At 71.2% G+C, this 22,413-nt stretch carries 19 protein-coding genes; 15 read left to right on the forward strand and 4 right to left on the reverse strand.

The window, feature by feature from the left end; translation table 11 throughout:
* Positions 1-204: 204 nt before the first annotated feature.
* Entirely contained in the window at positions 205-342 is a 138-nt protein-coding gene (locus IT293_15365) for a hypothetical protein (GenBank protein MCC6766035.1), read from the reverse strand.
* Between the two features lie 62 nt (positions 343-404).
* A complete protein-coding gene (locus tag IT293_15370; protein ID MCC6766036.1) occupies positions 405-845 on the reverse strand; it encodes a cupin in 441 nt (146 codons plus the stop codon).
* Between the two features lie 93 nt (positions 846-938).
* Here IT293_15370 and valS point away from each other — a divergent pair, with 93 nt between their 5' ends.
* Genes valS through IT293_15405 form a run of 7 tightly spaced genes read left to right on the forward strand, consistent with a single transcriptional unit; the run spans position 939 to position 10,534 of the window.
* Positions 939-3,575: a valine--tRNA ligase gene (gene valS, locus IT293_15375; protein MCC6766037.1), complete on the forward strand. Its 2,637-nt coding sequence runs from the start codon at positions 939-941 to the stop codon at positions 3,573-3,575.
* Positions 3,576-3,589: 14 nt separating this feature from the next.
* Positions 3,590-4,456: a carboxylating nicotinate-nucleotide diphosphorylase gene (nadC, locus tag IT293_15380; GenBank protein MCC6766038.1), complete on the forward strand. Its 867-nt coding sequence runs from the start codon at positions 3,590-3,592 to the stop codon at positions 4,454-4,456.
* An 8-nt stretch (positions 4,457-4,464) separates the two neighbouring features.
* A complete protein-coding gene (locus IT293_15385; protein MCC6766039.1) occupies positions 4,465-5,484 on the forward strand; it encodes a biotin--[acetyl-CoA-carboxylase] ligase in 1,020 nt (339 codons plus the stop codon).
* A gap of 5 nt (positions 5,485-5,489) precedes the next feature.
* Positions 5,490-6,254: a type III pantothenate kinase gene (locus IT293_15390; protein ID MCC6766040.1), complete on the forward strand. Its 765-nt coding sequence runs from the start codon at positions 5,490-5,492 to the stop codon at positions 6,252-6,254.
* 27 nt (positions 6,255-6,281) lie between these two features.
* Positions 6,282-8,378, forward strand: a complete 2,097-nt coding sequence (gene fusA, locus IT293_15395; protein ID MCC6766041.1) for an elongation factor G — start codon at positions 6,282-6,284, stop codon at positions 8,376-8,378.
* 9 nt (positions 8,379-8,387) lie between these two features.
* The gene (locus tag IT293_15400) at positions 8,388-8,909 is read left to right on the forward strand and encodes a hypothetical protein (protein ID MCC6766042.1); all 522 of its coding nucleotides are present in this window, start codon (positions 8,388-8,390) and stop codon (positions 8,907-8,909) included.
* A 20-nt stretch (positions 8,910-8,929) separates the two neighbouring features.
* Complete coding sequence (locus IT293_15405) at positions 8,930-10,534, forward strand: glycosyltransferase (protein ID MCC6766043.1); 1,605 nt, start codon at positions 8,930-8,932, stop codon at positions 10,532-10,534.
* Between the two features lie 30 nt (positions 10,535-10,564).
* Here IT293_15405 and IT293_15410 read toward each other — a convergent pair whose 3' ends face one another.
* Entirely contained in the window at positions 10,565-10,771 is a 207-nt protein-coding gene (locus IT293_15410) for a hypothetical protein (protein MCC6766044.1), read from the reverse strand.
* Between the two features lie 223 nt (positions 10,772-10,994).
* On the opposite strand from IT293_15410, the gene icd reads away from it, so the two are divergent.
* From icd to IT293_15450, 8 genes are all read left to right on the forward strand, one after another.
* The gene (icd, locus tag IT293_15415; protein MCC6766045.1) at positions 10,995-12,245 is read left to right on the forward strand and encodes an isocitrate dehydrogenase (NADP(+)); all 1,251 of its coding nucleotides are present in this window, start codon (positions 10,995-10,997) and stop codon (positions 12,243-12,245) included.
* Positions 12,246-12,247: 2 nt separating this feature from the next.
* On the forward strand, positions 12,248-13,189 hold the full coding sequence (gene mdh / locus IT293_15420) for a malate dehydrogenase (protein MCC6766046.1): 942 nt from the start codon (positions 12,248-12,250) through the stop codon (positions 13,187-13,189).
* 6 nt (positions 13,190-13,195) lie between these two features.
* Positions 13,196-14,365 carry an ADP-forming succinate--CoA ligase subunit beta gene (gene sucC, locus IT293_15425; protein ID MCC6766047.1) on the forward strand — a complete coding sequence of 390 codons (1,170 nt, stop codon included), beginning with the start codon at positions 13,196-13,198 and terminating at the stop codon, positions 14,363-14,365.
* The gene (sucD, locus tag IT293_15430; GenBank protein ID MCC6766048.1) at positions 14,362-15,234 is read left to right on the forward strand and encodes a succinate--CoA ligase subunit alpha; all 873 of its coding nucleotides are present in this window, start codon (positions 14,362-14,364) and stop codon (positions 15,232-15,234) included. The genes sucC and sucD overlap by 4 nt, the downstream gene beginning before the upstream one ends.
* Positions 15,235-15,268: 34 nt before the next feature.
* Positions 15,269-15,697 (forward strand): nucleoside-diphosphate kinase, encoded by a 429-nt coding sequence (gene ndk / locus IT293_15435; GenBank protein ID MCC6766049.1) that lies wholly within the window; start codon positions 15,269-15,271, stop codon positions 15,695-15,697.
* On the forward strand, positions 15,694-17,181 hold the full coding sequence (locus IT293_15440; protein MCC6766050.1) for a hypothetical protein: 1,488 nt from the start codon (positions 15,694-15,696) through the stop codon (positions 17,179-17,181). The genes ndk and IT293_15440 overlap by 4 nt, the downstream gene beginning before the upstream one ends.
* A 16-nt stretch (positions 17,182-17,197) precedes the next feature.
* Positions 17,198-18,085, forward strand: a complete 888-nt coding sequence (locus IT293_15445; GenBank protein MCC6766051.1) for a class I SAM-dependent methyltransferase — start codon at positions 17,198-17,200, stop codon at positions 18,083-18,085.
* A gap of 61 nt (positions 18,086-18,146) precedes the next feature.
* Entirely contained in the window at positions 18,147-20,291 is a 2,145-nt protein-coding gene (locus IT293_15450) for a hypothetical protein (GenBank protein MCC6766052.1), read from the forward strand.
* A 9-nt stretch (positions 20,292-20,300) separates the two neighbouring features.
* Here IT293_15450 and IT293_15455 read toward each other — a convergent pair whose 3' ends face one another.
* The gene (locus IT293_15455; GenBank protein ID MCC6766053.1) at positions 20,301-22,382 is read right to left on the reverse strand and encodes a hypothetical protein; all 2,082 of its coding nucleotides are present in this window, start codon (positions 22,380-22,382) and stop codon (positions 20,301-20,303) included.
* Positions 22,383-22,413 lie beyond the last annotated feature (31 nt).

A 22,413-nucleotide genomic window follows, 5' to 3' on the forward strand; every position in this document is an offset into this window, starting at 1 on the left:
TCCGGAGGTGGTGATCCGGCGCCAAGACCACGGCGCCGGACGGAACTGGTTCTCGGGATCGGCGCGCTCCGCGTAACATTTGTCAGCGCGTTCCGTCAATCATTTTTTGGATCGGTAGTCCCCGGAGGGGGCCGCGGCCACCGCCCGCCGGTCCCGGGCGCGCCAGCACTGGCGAGACACGGGCACTCCGCGGCGGCGCCGCCGCTACTCGGCGGTGCCGAAGAGCGTGTCGGGGATCGGCGTCAGGAAGGCGAAGTTGCCCGAGCGCATCGAGCGGTGGTGCTTGTCGTGCTGGACCGCGAGTCGCCCGAAGGTGCGGAGCGGGAAGCGCTGGAAGTTCATGCCACCGGCTCCTCGAGACCGGCACCCGGCTCATCTCGCCCCGGTCCCCCCGGCGGCCGGGGTCACCGTCCGCCGCGCTCGCGGCGGCGCTGCTCCTCGGTCTCGTGCGGGCGGGTGTAGTCGTCCTCGAGCCGCCACGTCGTACCGATCTCCGGGGTCGACGCCTCGATGACGTCGCAGTCGGTGATGCCGATGAGACGGTGCACCTGACCGAGGCCGCACGTATAGCCCATGCCGGGGGCGAGCTCCGTCTCGACGAGCTCGCCGCTCGGGTCCTGCCAGACGACCTTGGCGCGACCGCGCAAGAGGAGCCAGCTTTCGCGCTTCCGATCGTGCAACTGGAGCGAGAGCCGCGCGCCGGCGTCGATGTGCAGGAGCTTCCCGGCGTAAGGCAGGTCGTCGGGCGTCCAGTGCAGCTCGTAGCCCCACGGCTTCTCGACACGCCGCACGAAGGGCGCGTTCGTGAAACCCGACGGATCGAAGCGCGGCGGGGCCTCGCTCATGGCGCGCCACTCTAACCGAACTCGCGCGGCGGCGCGCCCCCCGAATCGTGGCCCGGGTCGCGATTTCCGGGGTCCTCTGCTATCTGCTGCCGAATGTCCGCGTCGGTTCCGGTCATCGATCCCGAGCAGCTCCCCAAGCATTTCGAGGCGACGGAGGTGGAAACGCGGCTGCACGAGCGCTGGGACCGGCTCGGCGTCTACGCGCACGATCCGGCGCGACCCCGCGAGGAGACCTTCGTCGTCGACACCCCGCCGCCGACCGTCTCCGGCTCGCTGCACGTCGGGCACGTGTTCAGCTACACCCACACGGACGTCATCGCGCGCCACCAGCGGATGCGGGGACGGAACGTCTTCTATCCCATGGGGTGGGACGACAACGGCCTCCCGACCGAGCGGCGCGTCCAGAACCACTTCCACGTGCGGTGCGATCCGCGCGCCGCGCACGTCCCGAACCTGCGTCTCGCGCCGGCGACCGCGGCCGAGCTGAAGCAGCCGCCGCGCCTCGTGTCGCGGCCGAACTTCATCGACCTCTGCCTCGAGCTGACGCGCCAGGACGAGGAGGCCTTCAAGGCGCTCTGGCGGCGGATCGGGCTCTCGGTCGACTGGAGCCTCGAGTACTCGACGATCGACGCCCGGTGTCGCCATCTCGCGCAGCTGAGCTTCCGCGACCTCTTCGAGAAGGGGCACGTCTATAGCGTCGAGGCGCCGACGATGTGGGACGTCGACTTCCAGACCGCGGTCGCGCAGGCCGAGGTCGAGGATCGGCCGACGCGCGGCGCCTTCCACGACGTCGCGTTCGGGGTCGAGGGCGGCGGCGAGTTCACGATCGCGACCACGCGTCCGGAGCTCCTGCCGGCATGCGTCGCGGTGACCGCGCATCCGGGCGACGCGCGCTGGCGCCATCTCTTCGGCAAACGCGCCTTCACCCCGATCTTCCAGGTGCCGGTGCCGATCTTCCCGAGCGAGCTCGTGGATCCCGCAAAGGGCACGGGCATCCTCATGGTCTGCACCTTCGGCGACGCGACCGACGTCGTCTGGTGGCGTGAGCAGAGGCTGCCGCTCCGCCAGATCATCGGCCGCGACGGCCGCCTGGTCCCGGTGACCTTCGGCTCGGACGCCTTCCCGAGCCGTGACCCCGGCGCCGCCAACGCCCGCTACGCCGCGATCGCCCGCAAGGGCACGGGCGGCGCCCGCCAGGCGATCGTCGAGATGCTGCGCGACGCGACCAACGATGCCACGAACACCGGACGCCCCCCGCTGCGCGCCGAGCCGAAGCCGATCGAGCATTCCGTCAAGTTCTTCGAGAAGGGCGACCGGCCGCTCGAGTTCATCTCGACGCGCCAGTGGTTCGTGCGCCTGCTCGACAAGAAGGAGGATCTGCTCGCGATCGGCGACCGCATCCGCTGGCATCCCGACTTCATGCGGCTGCGCTACCGCAACTGGACCGAGAACCTGAACGTCGACTGGTGCGTGAGCCGCCAGCGCTACTTCGGCGTGCCGTTCCCCGTCTGGTACCCGCTCGATGCCGGCGGCCGGCCCGCGTACGACCGCCCGATCGTGGCGCCCGCGGCGAGCCTGCCGGTCGATCCGACCGTCGACGTGGCGCCCGGCTACACGAGCGAGCAGCGCGACCAGCCCGGCGGCTTCACCGCCGAGGCCGACGTCTACGACACCTGGTTCACGAGCTCGCTCACGCCGCAGATCGGCTCCGGCTGGCTCCTCGACCCGGCCCGGCACGCGGCGCGCTTCCCCGCCGACATCCGTCCGCAGAGCCACGAGATCATCCGCACCTGGGCGTTCTACACGATCGCCAAGGCGATGCTGCACGAGGCGAGCGTGCCGTGGCACCACGTCGTGATCTCCGGCTGGATCCTCGACCCCGACCGCAAGAAGATGTCGAAGAGCAAGGGCAACGTCGTGACGCCCATGCACCTGCTCGACCAGTACACCGCCGACGGCGTGCGCTACTGGGCCGCGAGCGCGCGGCTCGGCACCGACACGGCCTTCGACGAAAAGGTCCTGAAGATCGGGAAGCGCCTCGTCACCAAGCTCTACAACGCCGGCAAGTTCGTCCTCGCGCAGTCGGGGCCACGGGCGCCGATCGACGTCGAGCTCGACCGCGCCTTCGTCGCGCGCCTGCGTGATCTCGTCGCGCGCGTCTCGGCCTCCTTCGATGCGTTCGACTACGCGCACGCGCTCCAGGACACCGAGTCGTTCTTCTGGCGCGATTTCACCGATACCTACCTCGAGCTCGTGAAGCACCGCGCCCGCGACGACGCGGGCGGCTCCGCCATCGCGGGGCTCCGCCTCGGGCTTGGCGTGCTCCTGCGGCTCTTCGCACCGGTCCTGCCATACGTCACCGACGAGGTCTGGTCCTGGGTCTTCGCGGACGAGACCGGCCACCCGAGCATCCACCGCGCCCCGTGGCCGACGGTCGCCGAGCTCGACGCGATCGTGCCGCCCCGCGACGCGGGATGCTTCGACGTCGCGGTCGCCTGCCTCGCGGCGATCAACAAGTCGAAATCCGAGGCGGGGGTCTCGCCGGGGCGCGGCGTCGCGCGCGTGGACCTCGCGGCCCACCCCGACACGCTCGCCATGCTCGCGACGGTGCAGGACGACGTGCTGCGCTCGGCGCGGGTGGAGCGTCACGCGCTCGTGCCGAACGACACCCTCCCGACCGCCGCCTTCGAAGTCCGCGATCCCGAGTGGGCCGCCCCGGTGGAGGCGTGACGAGGGACCCCGAGATCGCCGCCCGCGTCGCGGCGCTCGCGCGCCATCCGTCGACGCACCGCCTCGTCGCGGCGGCGCTCGCGGAGGACATCGGCCGCGGCGACGTGACGACCGCGGCCGCGCTGCCGCCCGGGCTCCGCGCGACCGCCACCATCACGACCGAAGAGCCGTGCGTCGTGGCCGGACTCTTCCTGGCGCCGATCGCCTACGCGCGCGTCGATCCGACGTTGCAGGTCGAGGTGCTGGTCGACGACGGCGCCGCCGCCGGCGACGTCGAGACGCCGGTCGTGCGCATCGCGGGCGCCGCGGCCGGCATCCTCGCCGGCGAGCGCGTAGTGCTGAACCTGCTGCAGCACCTCTCGGGCGTCGCATCGCTCACGCGGCGCTTCGTGGACGCGGTCCACGGGACGAACGCGGCGATCGTCGACACGCGCAAGACGCTCCCGGGCCTTCGCCTCCTCGAGAAGCACGCCGTCCACATGGGCGGCGGCGTGAACCATCGCTTCGGCCTCGACGACGGCCTCCTCATCAAGAACACGCACATCGCCCTCGGCGGCGGCACGGGCGCGGTCGTGGCGCGCGTGCGCGGGCGTGCGCCCGCCGCGCTGCGCGTCCAGGTCGAGTGCCGGAGCGCCCCCGAGCTCGACGCGGCCCTCGCTGCCGGCGCCGACTCGGTCCTTCTCGACAACCAGACGCCCGAGCAGGCGGCGCAACTCATCCGGCTCGTGAAGGGGCGCGTGCCCGTCGAGGTCTCGGGCGGCATCACGCTCGCGAACGTCGCCGCGTACGCCGCCGCCGGCGCCGACCGGATCTCGGTCGGCGCGCTCACCCACTCGGCGCCGGCCGTTCCCCTGCACCTGCGGATCACCGCGGCCGCCTGATCCCCGCCATGGACACGGCCGAGCGCATCCTTCACCTGTTGCGGCGCGCGCCGATGGTGTCGGGCGAGGCGCTCTCCGACACCCTCGGCATCTCGCGCGCCGCGGTCTGGAAGCACGTCGAGGCGCTGCGCGCGGCGGGGTACCGCATCGACTCGCGACGGGCGCGCGGCTACACGCTCACGGCCGCGCCGGATCGCCTGCTGCCCGCCGAGATCGAGCGGCACCTCGCCACCGAGCGCTTCGGCAGACGCCTCGAGTGCTTCGAGACCATCGATTCGACGAACCTGCGCGCGGCGGCGCTCGCGCGTGAGGACGCCCCCGAAGGAACGCTGGTGCTCGCCGAACGTCAGACGGCCGGCCGCGGCCGCCTCGGCCGCGGCTGGGTCTCGCCGGCGCACGTGAACCTCTACGCGAGCTTCGTGTTGCGGCCGCGGCTCGCGCCCGCCGACGCCCCGCAACTGGCGCTCGCCGCGGCCGTCGCGGTCACGCGCGCGCTCCGCGCGTTGCCGGGCCTTGCGCCCGAGCGGGTCGCGATCAAGTGGCCGAACGACTGCCTCCTCGACGGCAAGAAGATCGCGGGCATCCTCACCGAGATGGACGCGGAGGTCGATCGCATCCGCAGCGTCGTCCTCGGCATCGGCGTCAACTTGAACGCCTCGGCGCGGGCGTTTCCCCCCGAGCTCCGCGGCACCGCGACGTCGGCGCTGCTCGCGACCGGCGTCCGCGTCGACCGTCCGCGGTTCGCCGCCGACCTGTGCGCGACGCTCGAGGCCGTCTACGATCGCGTCGTTGGCGAGGGCTTCGCCGCGCTCGCGCCGGAGTGGGAGTCGTACTCCTGCCTCACCGGGCGCACGGTGACGGTCGCGTGCGCGGGCCGGCGCAGCACCGGCACGGTCCGCGGCATCGACGCCGGCGGCCGGCTCGTCCTCGACGGAGCCGAGGGGGAAGAGCGGGTCATGGCGGGCGACGTCTCGATCGTGGACGGGTATCGGATGGTCGCCCGAACCGGCAAGGAGGAGGGGAGATGAGCGGCGTGCTGCTCGCGATCGACGTCGGCAACACCCACACCGTCGTCGGCGTCTACGAAGGCGACCGCCTCGTGCGGCATTGGCGGGTGCTGAGCGATCCCGGACGCACGTCCGATGAGTACGGCGTGCTGCTGTGGAACCTCTACCGCGCCTCCGAGCTGCCCATCCCGAAGAAGAGCGCCATCATCGTCTGCTCGGTCGTGCCCCCGATGACCACCGTCGTCGAGGACCTCTGCCGCGACTACTTCCACGCCGAGCCGCTGGTGGTGGGCCCGGGAGTCAAGACCGGCATGCCGATCCTCTACGACAACCCGAAGGAGGTCGGCGCCGACCGCATCGTCAACGCCGTCGCCGCCTTCGAGCGCTTTCGCAAGGGGTGCATCGTGGTCGACTTCGGCACCGCCACCACGTTCGACTGCGTGTCGGCGAAAGGCGAGTACCTGGGCGGCGTCATCACGCCCGGCCTCGGCATCTCGCTCGACGCGCTCGTCACGCGCACGGCCAAGCTGCCGCGCGTCGAGCTGGTGCGGCCGCCGAAGGTCGTCGGCAAGAACACCGTCCACGCCATCCAGGCCGGCATCGTCTACGGCTACGTGTCGCTCGTGGACGGGCTCGTGGCGCGCATCCGCGACGAGATCGGCGCCGAGGCGCGCGTCATCGCCACCGGCGGCTTCGCCGCCATGCTCGCCCCCGAGTCGACGACCATCGAAGCCTTCGACGAGTTCTTGACCCTGGAAGGGCTCCGGCTCATTCATCGTCGTAACCAGTAGCACCGCCAACGCCGCACGGAGGATCGCATGGCCGCCGAAGAGGTCGCACGGATCCGCAACATCGGCATCGTCGGGCAGGGCGGGGTCGGCAAGACCCTGCTCGCGGACGCGATGGTCTTGGCCGCCGGGGGCACGACCCGCCTCGGCCGTACCGACGACGGCACCTCGCTCTTCGACGTGGAGCCCGAGGAGGTCCGCCGCAAGACCTCGATCACGACCGGAATCCACCACGTCCCCTGGCGCAAGCACGAGATCACGATCGTCGACACGCCCGGCTACGCCGCGTTCCTCGCCGAGACGCGGGCGGCGCTCGCGGCGGTGACGGGCGCGGTGTTCGTGCTGTCCCCGCACGGCGAGGTGAAGGTCGAGCTCGAGCGCGTGTGGCGCTGGTGTCGCGAACTCGGCGTGCCCGGCCTCGGCTACATGAGCCGCCTCGACCGCGAGGAGACCGACCTCGCCGAGGCCCTCGCGCCGGTGGCGCGCGTGATCGACGCGAAGGTGGTGCCGATCGCCATCCCGATCGGCGCGACGACGAGCCTCGCGGGCTACGTGGATCTCGTCACCATGAAGGCCATGACGGCGCCGAGCGAGTTCGCCGCGCCGCAGGCCGGCGCCATCCCGGGCGACCTGCAGGCGGCGGCCGCCGAGCACCGCGACCGCCTCCTCGAAGCCGTCGCCGAGACCGACGATGCGCTGCTCGAGCACTATCTCGAGAGCGGCGAGCTCGGCGAAGAGGAGATCCGCCGCGGCCTCCGCCTCGGCGTCCTCGCCGGGACGCTCCTGCCGGTGCTGGTCGGCACGGCCGCCCACGGTATCGGCGTCCACGCCGTGCTCGATGCCGCCGTCGACCTGCTCGGGTCGCCCGCCGACCTGCCGCCGATCGAGACGATCGACGCCAAGACGGGACACCCGGCCGAGCGGGCGCCCGACCCGAGCGCGCCGTTCGCGGCCTTCGTCTTCAAGACCGTGAACGATCCCTTCGCCGGCAAGCTCTCCGTGTTCCGCGTCGTCTCCGGCCGCGCGACGAGCGACTCGACCGTCCTCAACACCAGCCACGGCTCGAAGGAGCGCTTCGGTCAGCTCCTGTGCCTCGAGGGCAAGAAGCAGGCACCGATCCCGAGCGCCGTCGCGGGCGCCATCTGCGCCGTCGCCAAGCTGAAGGACACCGCGACCGGCGACACGCTCGCCGACGAAAAGGCGCCCGTGCTCCTGCCGAAGCTCCCGACCTTCGAGGCCGTCATGTCCTTCGCCGCCCAACCGAAGAGCAAAGCCGACGAGGAGAAGGCGACCCAGTCCCTCCACAAGATGATGGAGGAGGATCTGGCGCTCCACATCGAGCGCGACGCCGAGAGCCGGGAGATCATCGTCTCGGGCTCGGGGCAGCTCCACATCGAGGTCGTCGTCGAGCGCTTGAAGCGCAAGTACGGCGTCGAGGTCGAGCTGAAGGCGCCGAAGGTGCCCTACCGCGAGACCATCAAGGCGCGCGCCGAGGCGCAGGGCAAGCTCAAGAAGCAGTCGGGCGGCCGCGGCCAGTTCGCCGACACCTGGATCAAGATCGAGCCGCTGGCGCGCGGCGGCGGCTTCGAGTTCGTGGACGAGATCGTCGGCGGAGCGATCCCGCGACAGTACATCCCGGCGGTCGAGAAGGGCATCCGCGAAGCCATGCCGCGCGGCATCCTCACCGCCTCGCCGGTGGTCGACTTCCGGGTGACGCTCTTCGACGGCTCGTACCACGACGTCGACTCGTCGGAGATGGCATTCAAGATCGCGGCGTCGCTCGGCTTCAAGGACGCGCTCGCGAAGGCGCGCCCGGTGCTGCTCGAGCCGATCATGCTGCTCGAGGTGACGGTGCCGGACGAATGCATGGGCGACGTCATCGGCGACTTGAACTCGCGGCGCGGGCGGGTCCTCGGGGTCGATCCGAAGCCGCCGCACCAGGTGATCCGGGCCGAGGTGCCCATGGCCGAGGTGCTGAAGTACGCCCCCGACCTGCGCTCGATGACGAGCGGCCGCGGCGACTTCCACATGGGCTTCGCGCACTACGAGGAGGTGCCGCCGCATCTCTCCGAGAAGGTCATCAAAGAGGTGCGCGAGCAGCGCGGCGTGGCGCACGCGAGCGAGTAGGCGACCCGCATGCAGGACGAAGCCGGCATCGCGGCCGCCGTCGCGGCGGGAACCGACGGGATCGTGGTCCCGGAAGCGCTGGTGGAGGACCCGGCGCCCGGGAAGGCGGTCGAGTCGAGCCTCCTCCTGCAGCTCCAGACCATGACGGTCTCCGAGAAGATCAAGCTCGCGCTGCGCGGCAACCGCGACGCGCGCATGCTCCTGATCCGCGACGCCAACAAGATGATCCGCCGCTTCGTGCTGCAGAACCCCCGCATCGGCGACGAGGAGATCATCGCGATCGCCAAGAACCGGAGCGCGGACGACGAGCTCCTGCGCACGATCGGCGAGAGCCGGGAATGGACCAAGAACTACCAGGTCCGGGTCGGCCTCGTGACCAATCCCAAGACGCCCCTCGTCCTGTCCCTGCGGTTCCTGAGCGGATTGAACGAGCGCGACGTGCGCATGCTCGCCAAGAGCAAGAACGTCTCCGCCACGGTCTCGACCGCCGCCAAGCGCATCGTCAACCAGAAGACGGGCGGGCAGGGCTGATCGGCGCCGGAGGGACATCCATGTCCGCGCCGATCGCCCTCTCGCTGGTCGTGCCGGCGTACGAGGAAGCGGAGCGCCTCCCCGCGACGCTGCACCACGCCGCCGCGGCGCTGCCCCGGCTCGCGGCGACCAGCGAGATCATCGTCGTCGACGACGGCTCGCGCGACGCCACCAGCGCGGTCGCCGAGCGCTTCGCGAGCCCGGTGCCGCTCCGGGTGATCCGCTTCTCCGCCAACCGCGGCAAGGGCGCGGCCGTCGCGGCCGGCGTCGCGGCGGCCCGCCACCTCTACGTCGCGTTCACCGACGCCGATTGCCCGTACGACCTCGAGCAGCTGCGCGCCATGCTCGCCGCGCTCGATGCCGGCGAGGCCGACCTCGCCATCGGCGCGCGCGAGCTCGCGGAGTCCGAGATCAACCGCGGCTACGGCGCGCTGCGGCTGCTCTCGGGGCGGACGCTGTCGTGGCTCACCGGCCTGGCCCTCGGGCTCCCGTTCCGCGACTCGCAGTGCGGGCTCAAGCTCTTCCGCACCGAGATCGCGCGCCGGCTCTTCGCGGTCCGCACGATCGACGGCTTCGGCTTCGACTTCGAGATCCTGACGGCCGCCCTGCAGCAGGGCTACACGGTGCGGCGCTTCCCGGTGCGCCTCACCCACAACGACGACTCGCGCATCCGCCTCGTGCGCGACAGCCTGCGCATGGCGCGCGACCTCTGGCGCGTGCGGCGCAAGATGCGCGCCGGGCTCTACGCGGAGGTGGTCGCCGACGGCGCGCCGCACGCCTGCCCGCTCTGCGGCTCGGATGCGTACACTCCCGAAGTCGCCGCGCACGGCTACCGCATGGTGCGCTGTCGCGCCTGCGGGCTCTGGTACTTGAACCCCGCGCCGAGCCCCGCGACGCTCGCGCGCCTCTACGACGCGAGCTACTTCGCGAGCGCGGCAGCGCACGCGACCGGCTACGGCGACTATGCCGGCGCCGCCGACGACGCGCGCGACACGTTCCGCCGCCGGCTCGCGCTCGTCGATCGCCACGTCGGAAGCGGACGCCTGCTCGACGTCGGGGCCGGCTACGGCTACCTCGCCGAGGTCGCCGCCGCGCGCTTCCCCGAGCGGTGGATCGTGGAGCGCTCCGCCGAGGCGGCGGCGCGCGCCCCGCTCGGCGCGCGCGTGGTCGTCGGGACCTGGGAGCAGGCGGAGGTCCCCGAGCGCTACTTCGACGTCGTCAGCATGCAGGACTGCCTCGAGCACTTCCCCGACCCGGTGGCGGCGCTCGCCAAGACGCGCGCGGCGCTCCGGCCGGGCGGGGCGCTGCTCGCCGTGACGCCGAACGCCGGGAGCTGGCTCGCCTGCCTGCAGGGACGGCGGTGGGTCTCGCTCAAGTTCCCCGAGCACGTCGTGCTCTTCTCGGAAACGACGCTGCGGCGCGCGCTCGAAAGCGCGGGGTTTCGTCTCGAGGCCGTCGTGCCGGCCGGACAGTACGCGCGGCTCGACTTCCTCGCCGCCCGCGCGGCCTCGGGCTTTCCCCGGCTCGGCGCGTCGCTCGCGCGCGTCGTGCGCGCGCTCGGCGGCGGCGCGCGCCGCCTCTACGTGCCGTCGGGATCGATCGCGGTCGTCGCCGTGTCTTCGTGAGAGGGGCGACCGTCGCCCGAGTCGATCGCGTCAGGTCCCGAACGGACCGGTCGGCGTGATCGACGGCGCCGGCGTCGTGGGGGTCGCCTCGCTCTCGGTCTGCGTGGGCGTCGCCGTCAGCGTCGGCGTCGGCGTCGGCGTCCCGCAGCCGTCGCAGAACTCCAGGTTGTCGCCGCCGCATCCGACGAGCGTCGCCGTCGCGACGACGAGCACCACCACCCGCACGTGCATCCGCATGGCGGCGGGTTATAGGAACGCCTCCGCGGAGGGTCAAGGCGACCCCGGCAGCGATGGCGCCCGCACCGCGCCGGCGACGCGACCTCGTCCCGTGTCGCGCGACGCCGGCGCGCGCGGCGCCCGTCATGCCGCTGCGCGTTGACACCATGGGGTCGACTCGTTAGTGTCCGCCCCCGTTTCCCCGCGGTCTTTCCGCACTCTACGTCACACTGCGAGGTCTTTGGTGAGCGTCTACCGGCACGTCCGAGTCCCATCCGAAGGCAAGCGTATCGAGGTCGGAGCGGACGGTGCCTGGCGCATTCCGGACCGTCCCATCATCCCCTTCATCGAGGGCGACGGCACCGGATCCGACATCTGGAAGGCCTCGCAGCGGGTCTTCGACGCGGCCGTCTGCAAGGCCTACGGCGGGAAGCGCGCGATCGCCTGGATGGAGATCTACGCCGGCGAGAAGTCGTGCGCGCTCTACGGCAAGGACGAGTGGCTCCCCACGGAGACCAACGACGTCATCCGCGACTACAAGATCGCCATCAAGGGCCCGCTCACCACACCCGTCGGCGGCGGCATCCGCTCCATCAACGTCACGCTCCGCCAGGTACACGACCTCTACGCCTGCGTGCGTCCGGTGCGCTGGTTCACCGGTGTGCCGAGCCCGGTGAAGGAACCGCAGAAGCTCGACGTCGTGATCTTCCGCGAGAACACCGAGGACGTGTACGCGGGGATCGAGTTCAAGGCGGGCAGCAAGGAAGCCGACGCGCTCATCGAGTTCGTGCGCACGCGGCTCGACAAGGACATCCGTCCCGAATCGGGCGTCGGCATCAAGCCGATCTCGGCCTTCGGCTCGAAGCGGCTCGTGCGCCGCGCCATCGCCTACGCTATCGCGCACGGGAAGCCGAGCGTCACCCTCGTCCACAAAGGCAACATCATGAAGTTCACCGAGGGCGCGTTCCGCGACTGGGGCTACGAGCTCGCCAAGGCCGAGTTCGCGGACACGATCGTGCTCGAGGACGACGCGGGCGGCAAGTCGGCGATCCCCGGCAAGGTGATCGTGAAGGACCGCATCGCCGACTCGATGTTCCAGCAAGTGCTGCTCCGTCCCGACGAGTACAGCGTACTCGCGACGCCGAACCTGAACGGTGACTACATCTCCGACGCCTGCGCGGCGCAGGTCGGTGGCCTCGGGCTCGCGCCCGGCGCCAACATCGGCGACCGCGCCGCGGTCTTCGAGGCGACGCACGGCACCGCGCCGAAGTACGCCAACCAGGACAAGATCAATCCGGGCTCGGTGATCCTCTCCGGCGTCATGATGTTCGAGCACCTCGGCTGGAACGAGGTCGCCACACTGATCGTGAAGGGCCTCGAGCGCACGATCGCCGCCAAGACCGTCACCTACGATCTCGAACGCCAGATGCCGGGAGCGACGCTGCTCAAGTGCTCCGAGTTCGGCACGGCGATCATCACCAACATGGAAGGATAGCGATGGCACGGAAGAAGATCGCCCTCATCGGGGCCGGGAACATCGGCGGCACGCTCGCGCACCTCTGCGTGCTCAAGCACCTCGGCGACGTCGTTCTCTTCGACGTGGTCGAAGGCATGCCGCAGGGGAAGGCGCTCGATCTCCTCGAGTCGGGTCCGATCGAGGGCTTCGACGCCAGCATCACCGGCACCAACAGCTACGCCGACATCGCCGGCGCCGACGTCTGCATCGTGACGGCCGGTCTCGCGCGCAAGCCCGGCATGAGCCGCGACGATCTCCTCGCGACCAACGCCAAGATCATCACGAGCGTCGCCGAGGGCATCAAGCAGCACGCCCCGAACGCCTTCGTGATCGTCGTCTCGAACCCGCTCGACGCGATGGTCACGCAGATGAAGCGGGTGACCGGCTTTCCCAAGAACAAGGTCGTCGGCATGGCCGGCGTCCTCGACTCCTCGCGCTACCGGACGTTCGTCGCCGAGGAGCTCCGGGTCTCGGTCGAAAGCGTCGCGGCGATCGTGCTCGGCGGCCACGGCGACGACATGGTGCCCGTCCGGAGCGCCTGCACCGTCGGCGGCATCCCGGTCGCGAAGCTCATCAAGGAAGACCGCCTGAAGGCGATCGAGGAGCGCACCCGCAAGGCGGGCGGCGAGATCGTCGCGCTCCTGAAGACGGGGTCCGCGTTCTACTCGCCGGCCTCGGCCGCCGTGCAGATGGCGGAGGCCTACCTGAAGGACCGCAAGCGCATCCTGCCGTGCGCGGCGCTCCTCGAGGGCGAGTACGGCGTGAAGGGCTTCTACGTCGGCGTGCCGGTGCTGATCGGCGGCGGCGGCGTCGAGCGCGTCATCGAGCTCGAGCTCACCGACGGCGAGAAGAAGGAGTTCGCGGTCTCCGTGAGCCACGTCGAGGAGCTCGTCTCCGCGATGGACAAGATTCTGAAGGCCTGAACCCCCGTGAACATCCACGAGTTCCAGGCGAAGGAGATCCTCGAGCGCTACGGCGTGCCCGTGCTGAAGCGCGGCGTCGCCCGCACGCCCGAGGAGGCGGCCGAGGTCGCGAAGAAGCTCGGCGGTACGGTCGTCGTGAAGGCGCAGATCCACGCCGGCGGCCGCGGCAAGGCGGGCGGGGTGAAGGTCGTGCCGAACCCGGAGAAAGCGGCCGAGTTCGCGAAGGGCCTCCTCGGGAAGCCGCTGGTCACGCACCAGACCGGGCCCGACGGCCGGATCGTCCGCCAGGTCCTCCTCGAGAGCGGCTGTGAGATCGCGCGCGAGCTCTACCTCGGCGTCGTGGTCGATCGGGCGACCGGCAAGGTCGGAATCATCGCGTCGCCCGAGGGCGGCGTCGAGATCGAGGAAGTCGCGGCACGGACGCCCGAAAAAATCTTCCACGAGACGATCGACCCGACCGTCGGCTTCGCACCGTACCAGGGCCGCCGCCTGGCGTTCCGCCTCGGGCTGCCGAAGGAGCTCGTGAACAAGGCGGTCGCCTTCTTCACGGCCGTGACGCGCGCCTTCCACGAGTGCGACGCCTCGATGGTCGAGATCAACCCGCTCGTCGTCACCAAGGGCGGAGAGCTCGTCGCGCTCGACGCCAAGGTGAGCCTCGACGACAACGCGCTCTTCCGCCACGCCGACCTCCGCGAGTACCGGGACGTCCACGAGGAGGACCCGCGCGAGACCGAGGCCGCGAAGTACGACCTCAGCTACATCGCGCTCTCCGGCAACATCGGCTGCATGGTGAACGGCGCCGGGCTCGCGATGGCCACCATGGACATCGTGAAGCACGCGGGCGGCGAGCCGGCGAACTTCCTCGACGTCGGCGGCGGCGCCGACCAGAAGAAGGTTGCGGAGGCCTTCCGCATCCTGCTCTCCGACGCCAGCGTGAAGGCCATCTTCATCAACGTCTTCGGCGGCATCCTGCGCTGCGACGTGTTCGCCGAGGGCGTCGTCGCCGCGGCGAAGGAGGTCGGCCTCTCGGTGCCGCTCGTCGTCCGGATGGAGGGCACCAACGTCGACCGCGGCAAGGAAATCCTCCAATCGTCGGGCCTCGCGATCGAAGCGGCGGCCGACATGGCCGAGGGCGCCAAGCTCGCCGTCGCCGCCGCCAAGCGAGGCGCTCAATGAGCATTCTCGTCGATCGCAACACGCGCGTCGTCGTCCAGGGACTCACCGGCGCGACGGGACAGTTCCACGCCAAGGCGTGCCGCGAGTACGGCACCCAGGTCGTCGGCGGCGTCACGCCGGGGAAGGGCGGCACCAACTTCGAAGGCTTCCCCATCTTCGACACCGTCGAGCAGGCCGTGAAGGAGACCGGGGCGGATTGCTCGCTGATCTTCGTACCGCCGCCGTTCGCCGCCGACGCCATCATGGAGGCCGCCGACGCCGGCATGCCGCTCGCGATCTGCATCACCGAGGGCGTCCCGACGCTCGACATGGTGCGCTGCATGCAGTTCCTGCGGGACCGGAAGACCCGCCTCGTCGGCCCCAACTGCCCCGGCCTCATCACGCCCGGTCAGGCGAAGATCGGCATCATGCCGGGGTACATCCACAAGCCCGGCACCGTCGGCGTCGTGTCGCGCAGCGGCACGCTCACCTACGAGGCCGTCCACCAGCTCACCCAGCTCGGCATCGGCCAGTCCACGTGCGTCGGCATCGGCGGCGACCCGATCATCGGCACCGGCTTCATCGACGTGCTCCGGCTCTACCAGGACGATCCCGGCACCGAGGGCATCATCCTGATCGGCGAGATCGGCGGCAGCGCCGAGGAGGAGGCCGCGGCCTTCATCGAGCGGCACGTGACCAAGCCCGTCACCGTCTTCATCGCCGGCCAGACCGCGCCCAAGGGCAAGCGCATGGGCCACGCCGGCGCCATCATCGCCGGCGGTGCCGGCACGGCCGCCGACAAGATGAAGGCGTTCGAGGCCGCGGGCGCACGCGTCGTGAAGAGCGCCGCCGAGCTCGGCAAGACCATGGCGGCGGCGCTCGGCCGCTGACCCGGCATCCATTTCGTTTCGAGGAGACGTCGCAATGGCGAGACAGAGAACGTTGGCGATCGTGAAGCCCGATGCCGTCGAGCGGAACCTGATCGGTGAGGTGATCCGCCGCATCGAGCAGAGCGGTCTGCAGGTGGCGGCGGCGCGCTTCCTCCAGCTCAGCAAGGCGGACGCCGAGGGCTTCTACGCCGTCCACAAGGAGCGGCCGTTCTTCGGCAGCCTCGTCGCATACATGTGCTCGGGCCCCGTCATGGTGATGGCGCTCGAGGGCGACGAGGCGATCAAGCGCTGGCGCGACCTCATGGGCGCCACCGATCCCGCCAAGGCGGCGCCGGGCACCATCCGCAAGGACCTCGGGCAGAGCGTCGAGGCGAACGCCACGCACGGCTCGGACGCCCCGGAGACGGCCGCGGTCGAGATCGCGTACTTCTTCCGCACGCTCGAGGTCGTCGCGCGCGGGTGACCTTCCCGGCGCCGACGCCCGCGGCGCCGGCCGCGGCGTTTCCGATGACGGCGTTCGGCGGCGTCGCGCGCCCGACGACGCCTGAAGCCCACGGAGCGCGCGACGCGCTCTGGCTCTTCCTCGCGGTGGTCCTCGTCTACTGGCTCACCTGTCCGGGCCCGACCGCCTACGACCAGTACAGCCGCTTCGCCGATGCGCTGCTGCACGGGAGCCTATCGCTCCCGGAACGGCCGCCGCACCTCGAGATGGCCGAGTACAACGGCCGCGCCTACTTCACGAACCCGCCGACGCCGGCGATCCTGATCGCGCCCTTTCTCTGGATCGCCGAGCGCGAGCCCCTGCGAAGTTGGCTCGTCGCCCGCAACGGCGGCTGGGAGCTGCCGTTCGGCTGGTTCCAGACCGGCCTCTCGATCGCCTGCGGCGCGCTCGCGACGGTCTTCGCGCGCCTCGCGCTCGGGCGCGTCCCGGTCTCGCGCGCGGCCGCCAATCTCGGCGCGATCCTCTTCGCCTTCGGCAGCATCCACTGGTACCACGCGACGATCGGCTCGGTCTGGTACCTCGCCCAGATCGTGCACGGGATGTTCCTGTGGATCATCGTCTGGGAGTGGTTCGGCAAGGCCCGCCCGCTGCTGATCGGCACCTGCCTCGCGTTCGCCTTCTGGTGCCGCATGGAGACGCTGGTCGCCATGCCGTTCGCGCTCGTGCCGCTCGCGAGCCGCTGGCTCCACCCGCGCGCCGACGAAATCGTGCCGCGGCCGCGTCTCGGCTGGCTCGTGGCGTTCGCCCTGCCGATCGTCGCGGTACTGGCGCTCAACTCCGCGTACAACTACGCGCGCTTCGGCGTCTTCGGGAACGCCGCCTACGAGGTCCTGATCCACAAGGGCAAGGGCGATCCGCTGTTCCCGAAGGGGCTCATGCACTGGTCGTACTGGCCGGGCCACATCTACGTGCTGTTCAACGCCAAGCCGCTCTTCTACGACGAATATCCGTGGATCCTCTCGGGCGTCGGCGGCCTCTCGTGGTGGTACACGACCCCGGCCTTCCTCTACGCGCTCAAGGCGCCCTGGGATCGCTGGACCCTCGGATGCTGGGTCGGCATCCTGCTCTTCCTCGGCATCCTCTTCCAGTTCGGCGGCACCGGCATGACCCAGCTCGGCTACCGCTTCGCGCTCGATTTCTACGCGCCGCTCACCGTCCTCACGATCCGCGGCATGGATCAGCGCTTGCGCGACGCGGCGCACCCGATCCGCGGCCGGCTCGCGTGGATCCTGTCGTCGCTGGTCGCGGGCGTCGCCGTGTGGTTCGCGCCCTGGGCGCAGGCGCGCCCGTGGTCGTGGCTGGCGCTGCTTCTCGTCGTCGCGTTCGTTTTCGACACCGCACGGCCGATCCGCCCCTGGCACGTCGCCCTCATCCTGGCCTGTGTCGTCATCAACGCGTGGTGGACGGTCTCGCTGAACCTCCTGAACCTCGGACGTCTCTTCTGAGGCGGGCGGGCACGTCGTGAGCGCACCGGCCGAGCTCGAGCGCGTCGCCTGTCCGCTCTGCGGCAGCCGCGACGACGCGCCGTTCGTCAGCAAGGACGGCTTCGCGATCGTCCGGTGCGGCGGCTGCGGTCTCGTCTACGTGAACCCGCGCCTGCCGGTCGGTGACCTCGAACGGCTCTACGGCGATCAGGTCATCTCGCCGGCCGCGTACTACGTGCGCACCGAGGCGCAGGACGAGCGCTCCTTCGGCGCGCGGATCGCTCTGATCGAGCGCTGGCGGAAGCCGGGCAGGCTGCTCGATCTCGGCTGCGGTCCGGGGACCTTCTCGGTGGCCGCTCGGGCGCGCGGGTGGATGACGGTCGGCCTCGAGATCAACGCGACATCGGTCGCCCATTGCCGCGCCCGCGGCCTCGAAGTCATCGACGGCGCGTTCCCACACCCGGCGCTACGGGGCCAGACCTTCGACGTCGTCGCCATGAACGACTTCCTCGAGCACCTCATCGATCCGGTCGGCGCCCTGCGCATCGTGCGCTCGCTACTCGCCCCCGGCGGCGTCCTCTTCATCTCGACGCCGGACATCGGCTCCGCCATGGCGCGGCTCACGCGGGCGTCGTGGCTGCACCTCAAGCCGAACGAGCACGTCGTCTACTTCGATCGCCGGACGATGCGCCGCGCCCTCGAGGCCGCGGGGCTCCGCGTCGAGCACGTCCAGTCGATCGGTCGCTTCCGCAATCTGGGAGTGGCGATCGAGAAGGCCGCCGCCTACGGCGAGCTTCCGAGCCGCATCGCTCGCATGCTCGTGCCGCGCGCGCTCGCCGACCGCGTGAACTTTCCCCTCAATCCCGGCGACGAGATGGCGGTGATCGCGGTCGCGGCCGGTGAGCGCGGGAACGACCGTCGGTGATTCTCGTCGACATCGCGAGCGAAATGTGTGACGCCACGGGGCCGTGAGGATCCCTGGCGGCATGCGATCCCTCCCGGACGCGTTCGTTGTCCTCCTCCTGATCGGCACCGGGCTGGCGCTGCTCGACGGCGGGCCGGCCGAGCACATCTTCCGGCAGCACTTCTGGCCCGAGTTCTGGGAGGTCCTGCCGCGCACCCTCCTCGCCACCCTCAAGGTGTGGTCCTTCTGGCTCCTCGCCGGCGGGCTCCTCGCGGCGTTGCTCCTGCGGCTCGAGCCTCGCCTCGGACGCCTCGATGCGGCCGTGGGGGGCGCCTTCGGGATCTGGATGCTCGCGTACTTCGTCGCGAACCTCCTCGGACCGGTCGGCCTCTTCCGCGGCTGGACCGTCTGGCTCGGCCTCGCCGCCGTCGCCGCCGCGCTCTGGCGCCTCGGCCCGCCCGCGGTAGCGCGGCGCGCACCGGCGCCCGGTACGCGGCTCGCACTGCTCGCCTTCCTCTTGATCCTCCCGACGATGCTGCTCCTCCAGCTCGGCGCGCCCGTGCCGCCGTTCATGGACGTGCTCGCGACGCCGTCGTCGGCGCAGCGCATCGTCACCTTCGGACGCTACCTCCCGTTCGACAACGATCCCTACGGATACTGGGACGCGGCCTCGCAGTGCCCGGGAACCGAGCTCCTCTACGCCCTCGTCGCGCTCGCCACCTTCACCGATCCGGCCGTGCTCGCACAGTCGGCGTCGATGGTGCCGATGGTCGGGCTGCTCGTGCTCGGAACCTACCGCCTCGGGAAGTCGATCGGCGGCGACGTCGCCGGCGGTATGGCGGCGCTCTTCCTCTTCGCGACCGTGCTCCCGCGCGTGGTCGCGTACATGCACGGACGTTCGGTCACGTTCGCGCTCGTCGGCGCCGGCCTCGGCCTGCTGCTCGATCGGCGCCGCGTCCCGGCGCGTCAGGCGCTCGCCGCGCTGCTCCTCGGGACCGCGGTCGCGTCGCACGCGATCATCGGCTTCTTCGGGATGTTCGTCGCCGCCGGCTCGGTCGTGTTCTGGCTGCTCGCGGGCCAGGCGGGAGCGTTCGCGGCGGGCGTCGGGCTGCTCGCCGCCGCCTCCCTGTTCGCGCTGCCCGAGATCGCGATCGGGCTCCGCGCCGCGTTGCCCTATCCCGCGCTGCCCCTGGCGCAGATCGCCGCGATCGGACTGGCCGTGGCCTCGGCGCGCGCGCTCGCGCAGCGGCCCGACCGCGACTTCTGGCTCGGGCGCTGGCTGCGCTGGGGTCTCGCGCTCGCCGGCGTCGCGCTCCTCGTGCGGCACGCGCCGCCGTTCGAGGTGCTCGTCGTCCAGTGGGAGCGTCTGCCGACCCTCTACTTCGGCGCCTGCGCCGGCCTGCTCGCGATGCTCTGGCTCGACCGGACCCGGGGCCGCGTGCAGCTCGCGCCGGTCGTCGTCGCCCTCCTGTTCGGCATCGGCCTCGACTACGTCTCGCGCCAGTGGTGGACGTATTTCAGCGACGGCAAGGTGCAAACGGCGGTCGAGGACTTCTACCACAAGATCGACTACTGGCTGCCGTACGTCCTGATCTTCCCGACCGCCTGCCTCGCGGCGTGGAGCGCCGAGCGCGTCTCACTGCGCCTCGCGACCTACGCGGTGCTCGCCATCCTCCTGATCCCCTGGAAGGACAGCCACGAGCACCCCGACCCGAACTATCACCAGCACGCGATCGTGGAGGCGTGGGGATATCAGCTCGAGCTGGCGAAGTGCGGCTACTGGGGCGCGACCGGGCATCGCCGCTGGGCGCAGAGTCCGGCCGAGCTCGCCCTCGCCGACGTGCTGCGCGCCGAGGTCGCGGCGGGCCGCATCACGCTCGACACGCACGTCGTGCAGCTCGGCCCGTACATCCTCCTCTATCAGGACAACGTCGTCTTCGCGCTCTACACCGGCATCAACTCCGACGGCTACGTCGCCGGATACCTCTTCGACCGCAGCATCGCGGGCGGCCGCCTGCGCCCGGCCGAGCAGTTCCTCGCGCGCCTCGCCGAGCGTCCTCCGTACGTGGTCGTGCACGAGCACACCAAGAACGCGACACGGCTCTTCGACCGCATGGCGCCCCTCCCGAGCGACGCCTTCCGTGAGTACGACGAGATCTACGCCGCCGACGGCGTCCGGCTCTACCGCTCGAAGAGCCTCGCGCCCGCGCCGGCGGCGGCCTCCTGACAGCGGTGCTCAGTCGCCGCGGAGGCGCAGCAGCGTGAGGCGCGGCGCGCTCGCGAGCACGTCGTAGGCGAGCAATCCGCCGAAGCGTTCGCGCGGATAGTCTTCGAGCAGCACGTACTTCGGGCGCGCGGCGAGAAGCCCGGCGACCGCATCGAGCCCGCGGCTGCGGCCGCCGACGGTCCAGATGCTGTTCGGATCCCAGCGCGGCGTCACCAGGTCGACGGACACGCCGGTCGCGAGTGCGGCCTCGATGCCCGTCGACTGCGTCACGTGCAGTACATGGCCGTAGTAATCGAGGCGTCCCGCCGCGATCTCCCCGAAGAGCGCCCCGTTCACCACGTCCCAGTGCCGGTCGGCGACCCAGCGCCGATCCGGGTAGCCCGAGAAGTAGCCGCGGGCCGCGTTCCCCAGGTTGAACCCGATGCTCTCGGCGATCGAGAGGCCGGACGCGTCGTAGTCGAGGTGCTCCTTCACCTGGCGCAGCGGGTACACCGTGAGCACGAGCACCATCGCGAGCGCCGCCGTCCGGCCGAGGCGACGCGCCAGGACCGCGAAGAGAATGCCGGCCGCGAGCGCCAGCCAGTACGGCGCCCAGTAATAGACCATCTTGGTCGTCACCTCGGAGGCGATCGATCGCATCTCGAGCGTACCCTGGAAGCGCGCCGGATCGGCGAGCGCGTGCGCCGCGACGCCGACCCAGAGCGCGAGCGCCGGGACCGTCGCCGGCGCGCGGCGACGGTCGCGCCAGGCGAGCGCGGCCCCCGCCAGGAGCCCGAGGCCGCCGAGCATCGTGAGGAGCGCGTACTCGTGCCAGTCGTCGGTGAAGAAGTCCGATTGCCGCCGGGCGTGCAGCCAGAGCGCGACCGCCGGCAGCGGTACCACCGCGAGGAGGCTCGCCCAAGCGCTCGCGCGCGGCCACGGCCGGTCGCCGATCGGGCGCCGCGCCACCGCCGCGAGCACGGCGGCGCCGACCGTCGCGATCACCGCACGGGCCCAGAGCGGCGTCGCGTACGCGAGCCCGATCGCCACCTGCGGGAGCGCGAGCGCGACCGCACCCGCGAACACCGCCGTAAAGAGCACGAAGCCGTGGCGGCGATCGATCATCTCGACCACCGCCGCGCAGCCGGCAACGAGAAGCCCGAGCGCGCCGATCAGCGGATTCACCGTCACGGCGATCCCGAGGCCCGCCCCGCCGACGGCGGCCTTGCCGGGTCGCCGCTCGCGGTGTCCTTGCAGCAAGAGCGCCAAGCCGGCGGCGACGAGCGGAAAGGCAAGGGCGGTGCCGCGCGCGTCCGCCGTCCGACGCCAGACGAACGTCTGCAGGAGGAAGAGGGCCGCGAAGCCCCCCGTCAGGCTGCCGCCGACCGTGCGGCCGAGGAGGTAGATCGCGAGGATCTGGAAGCCTCCGAGCGCGACCATCGTCGACGTGATGCCGAGCGAGGCGGGAACGCCGCCGACCAGGCTCACCCAGGAGAAAAACGCGTCGCTGCCACCCACCTGACGCGTCGGCGCCCACAGCCCGGCGGCGTCGTTCGCGAAGGCGTCGTAGAAACGAAAGGTCACGACCTTTTGGACCGACGCCACGTAGGGGAGCACGTCCATGAAGGGCGAGACCGGGGAGGCGAGTTGCAGGAGGAGGAGGCTCGGGGCCACGAGCGCGAAGGCGAGGAGCGCGACCGGCCGTCCCGGCCGCGCGCCCCACGGCGGCGCCGTGCCTGAGCCCGTCGCGACCGCCGCGACGACGATCGCGGCGAGCCCGAGGCGTGCGACGAGAGGACGGTACAGCCCGAGCGGTCCGAGGCTCAGCATGGCCAGGTAGCTGCCGGTCCAGAGCAGGATCAGCGCGCCCGCAAGCGACTCCGACGGCCCCCAGCCGCCGCCGCGACGGCGAAGCCGGCGCGCGAGCGCGAGCACCGCCGCGCCGAGCGCGAGCCACGTGACGAGCGCGGCGGGGCCGGTACGGGCAAAGACCGTTGTGACGCCGGCGCGCGCGGCCGCCCAATCCAAAGCGAACGGCGACGTCCGCAGCCGCTGACCGGCGGCGACCACCAGGCCGACCGCCATCAGAATCGCCGTCAGCGCTCCGGCCACCGACGTGTTCCTGGATCCCGTGCGCACCATC

This window comes from Deltaproteobacteria bacterium, from assembly GCA_020848745.1.
In the GTDB taxonomy this organism is placed as follows: Bacteria; Desulfobacterota; Binatia; order UTPRO1; family UTPRO1; genus UTPRO1.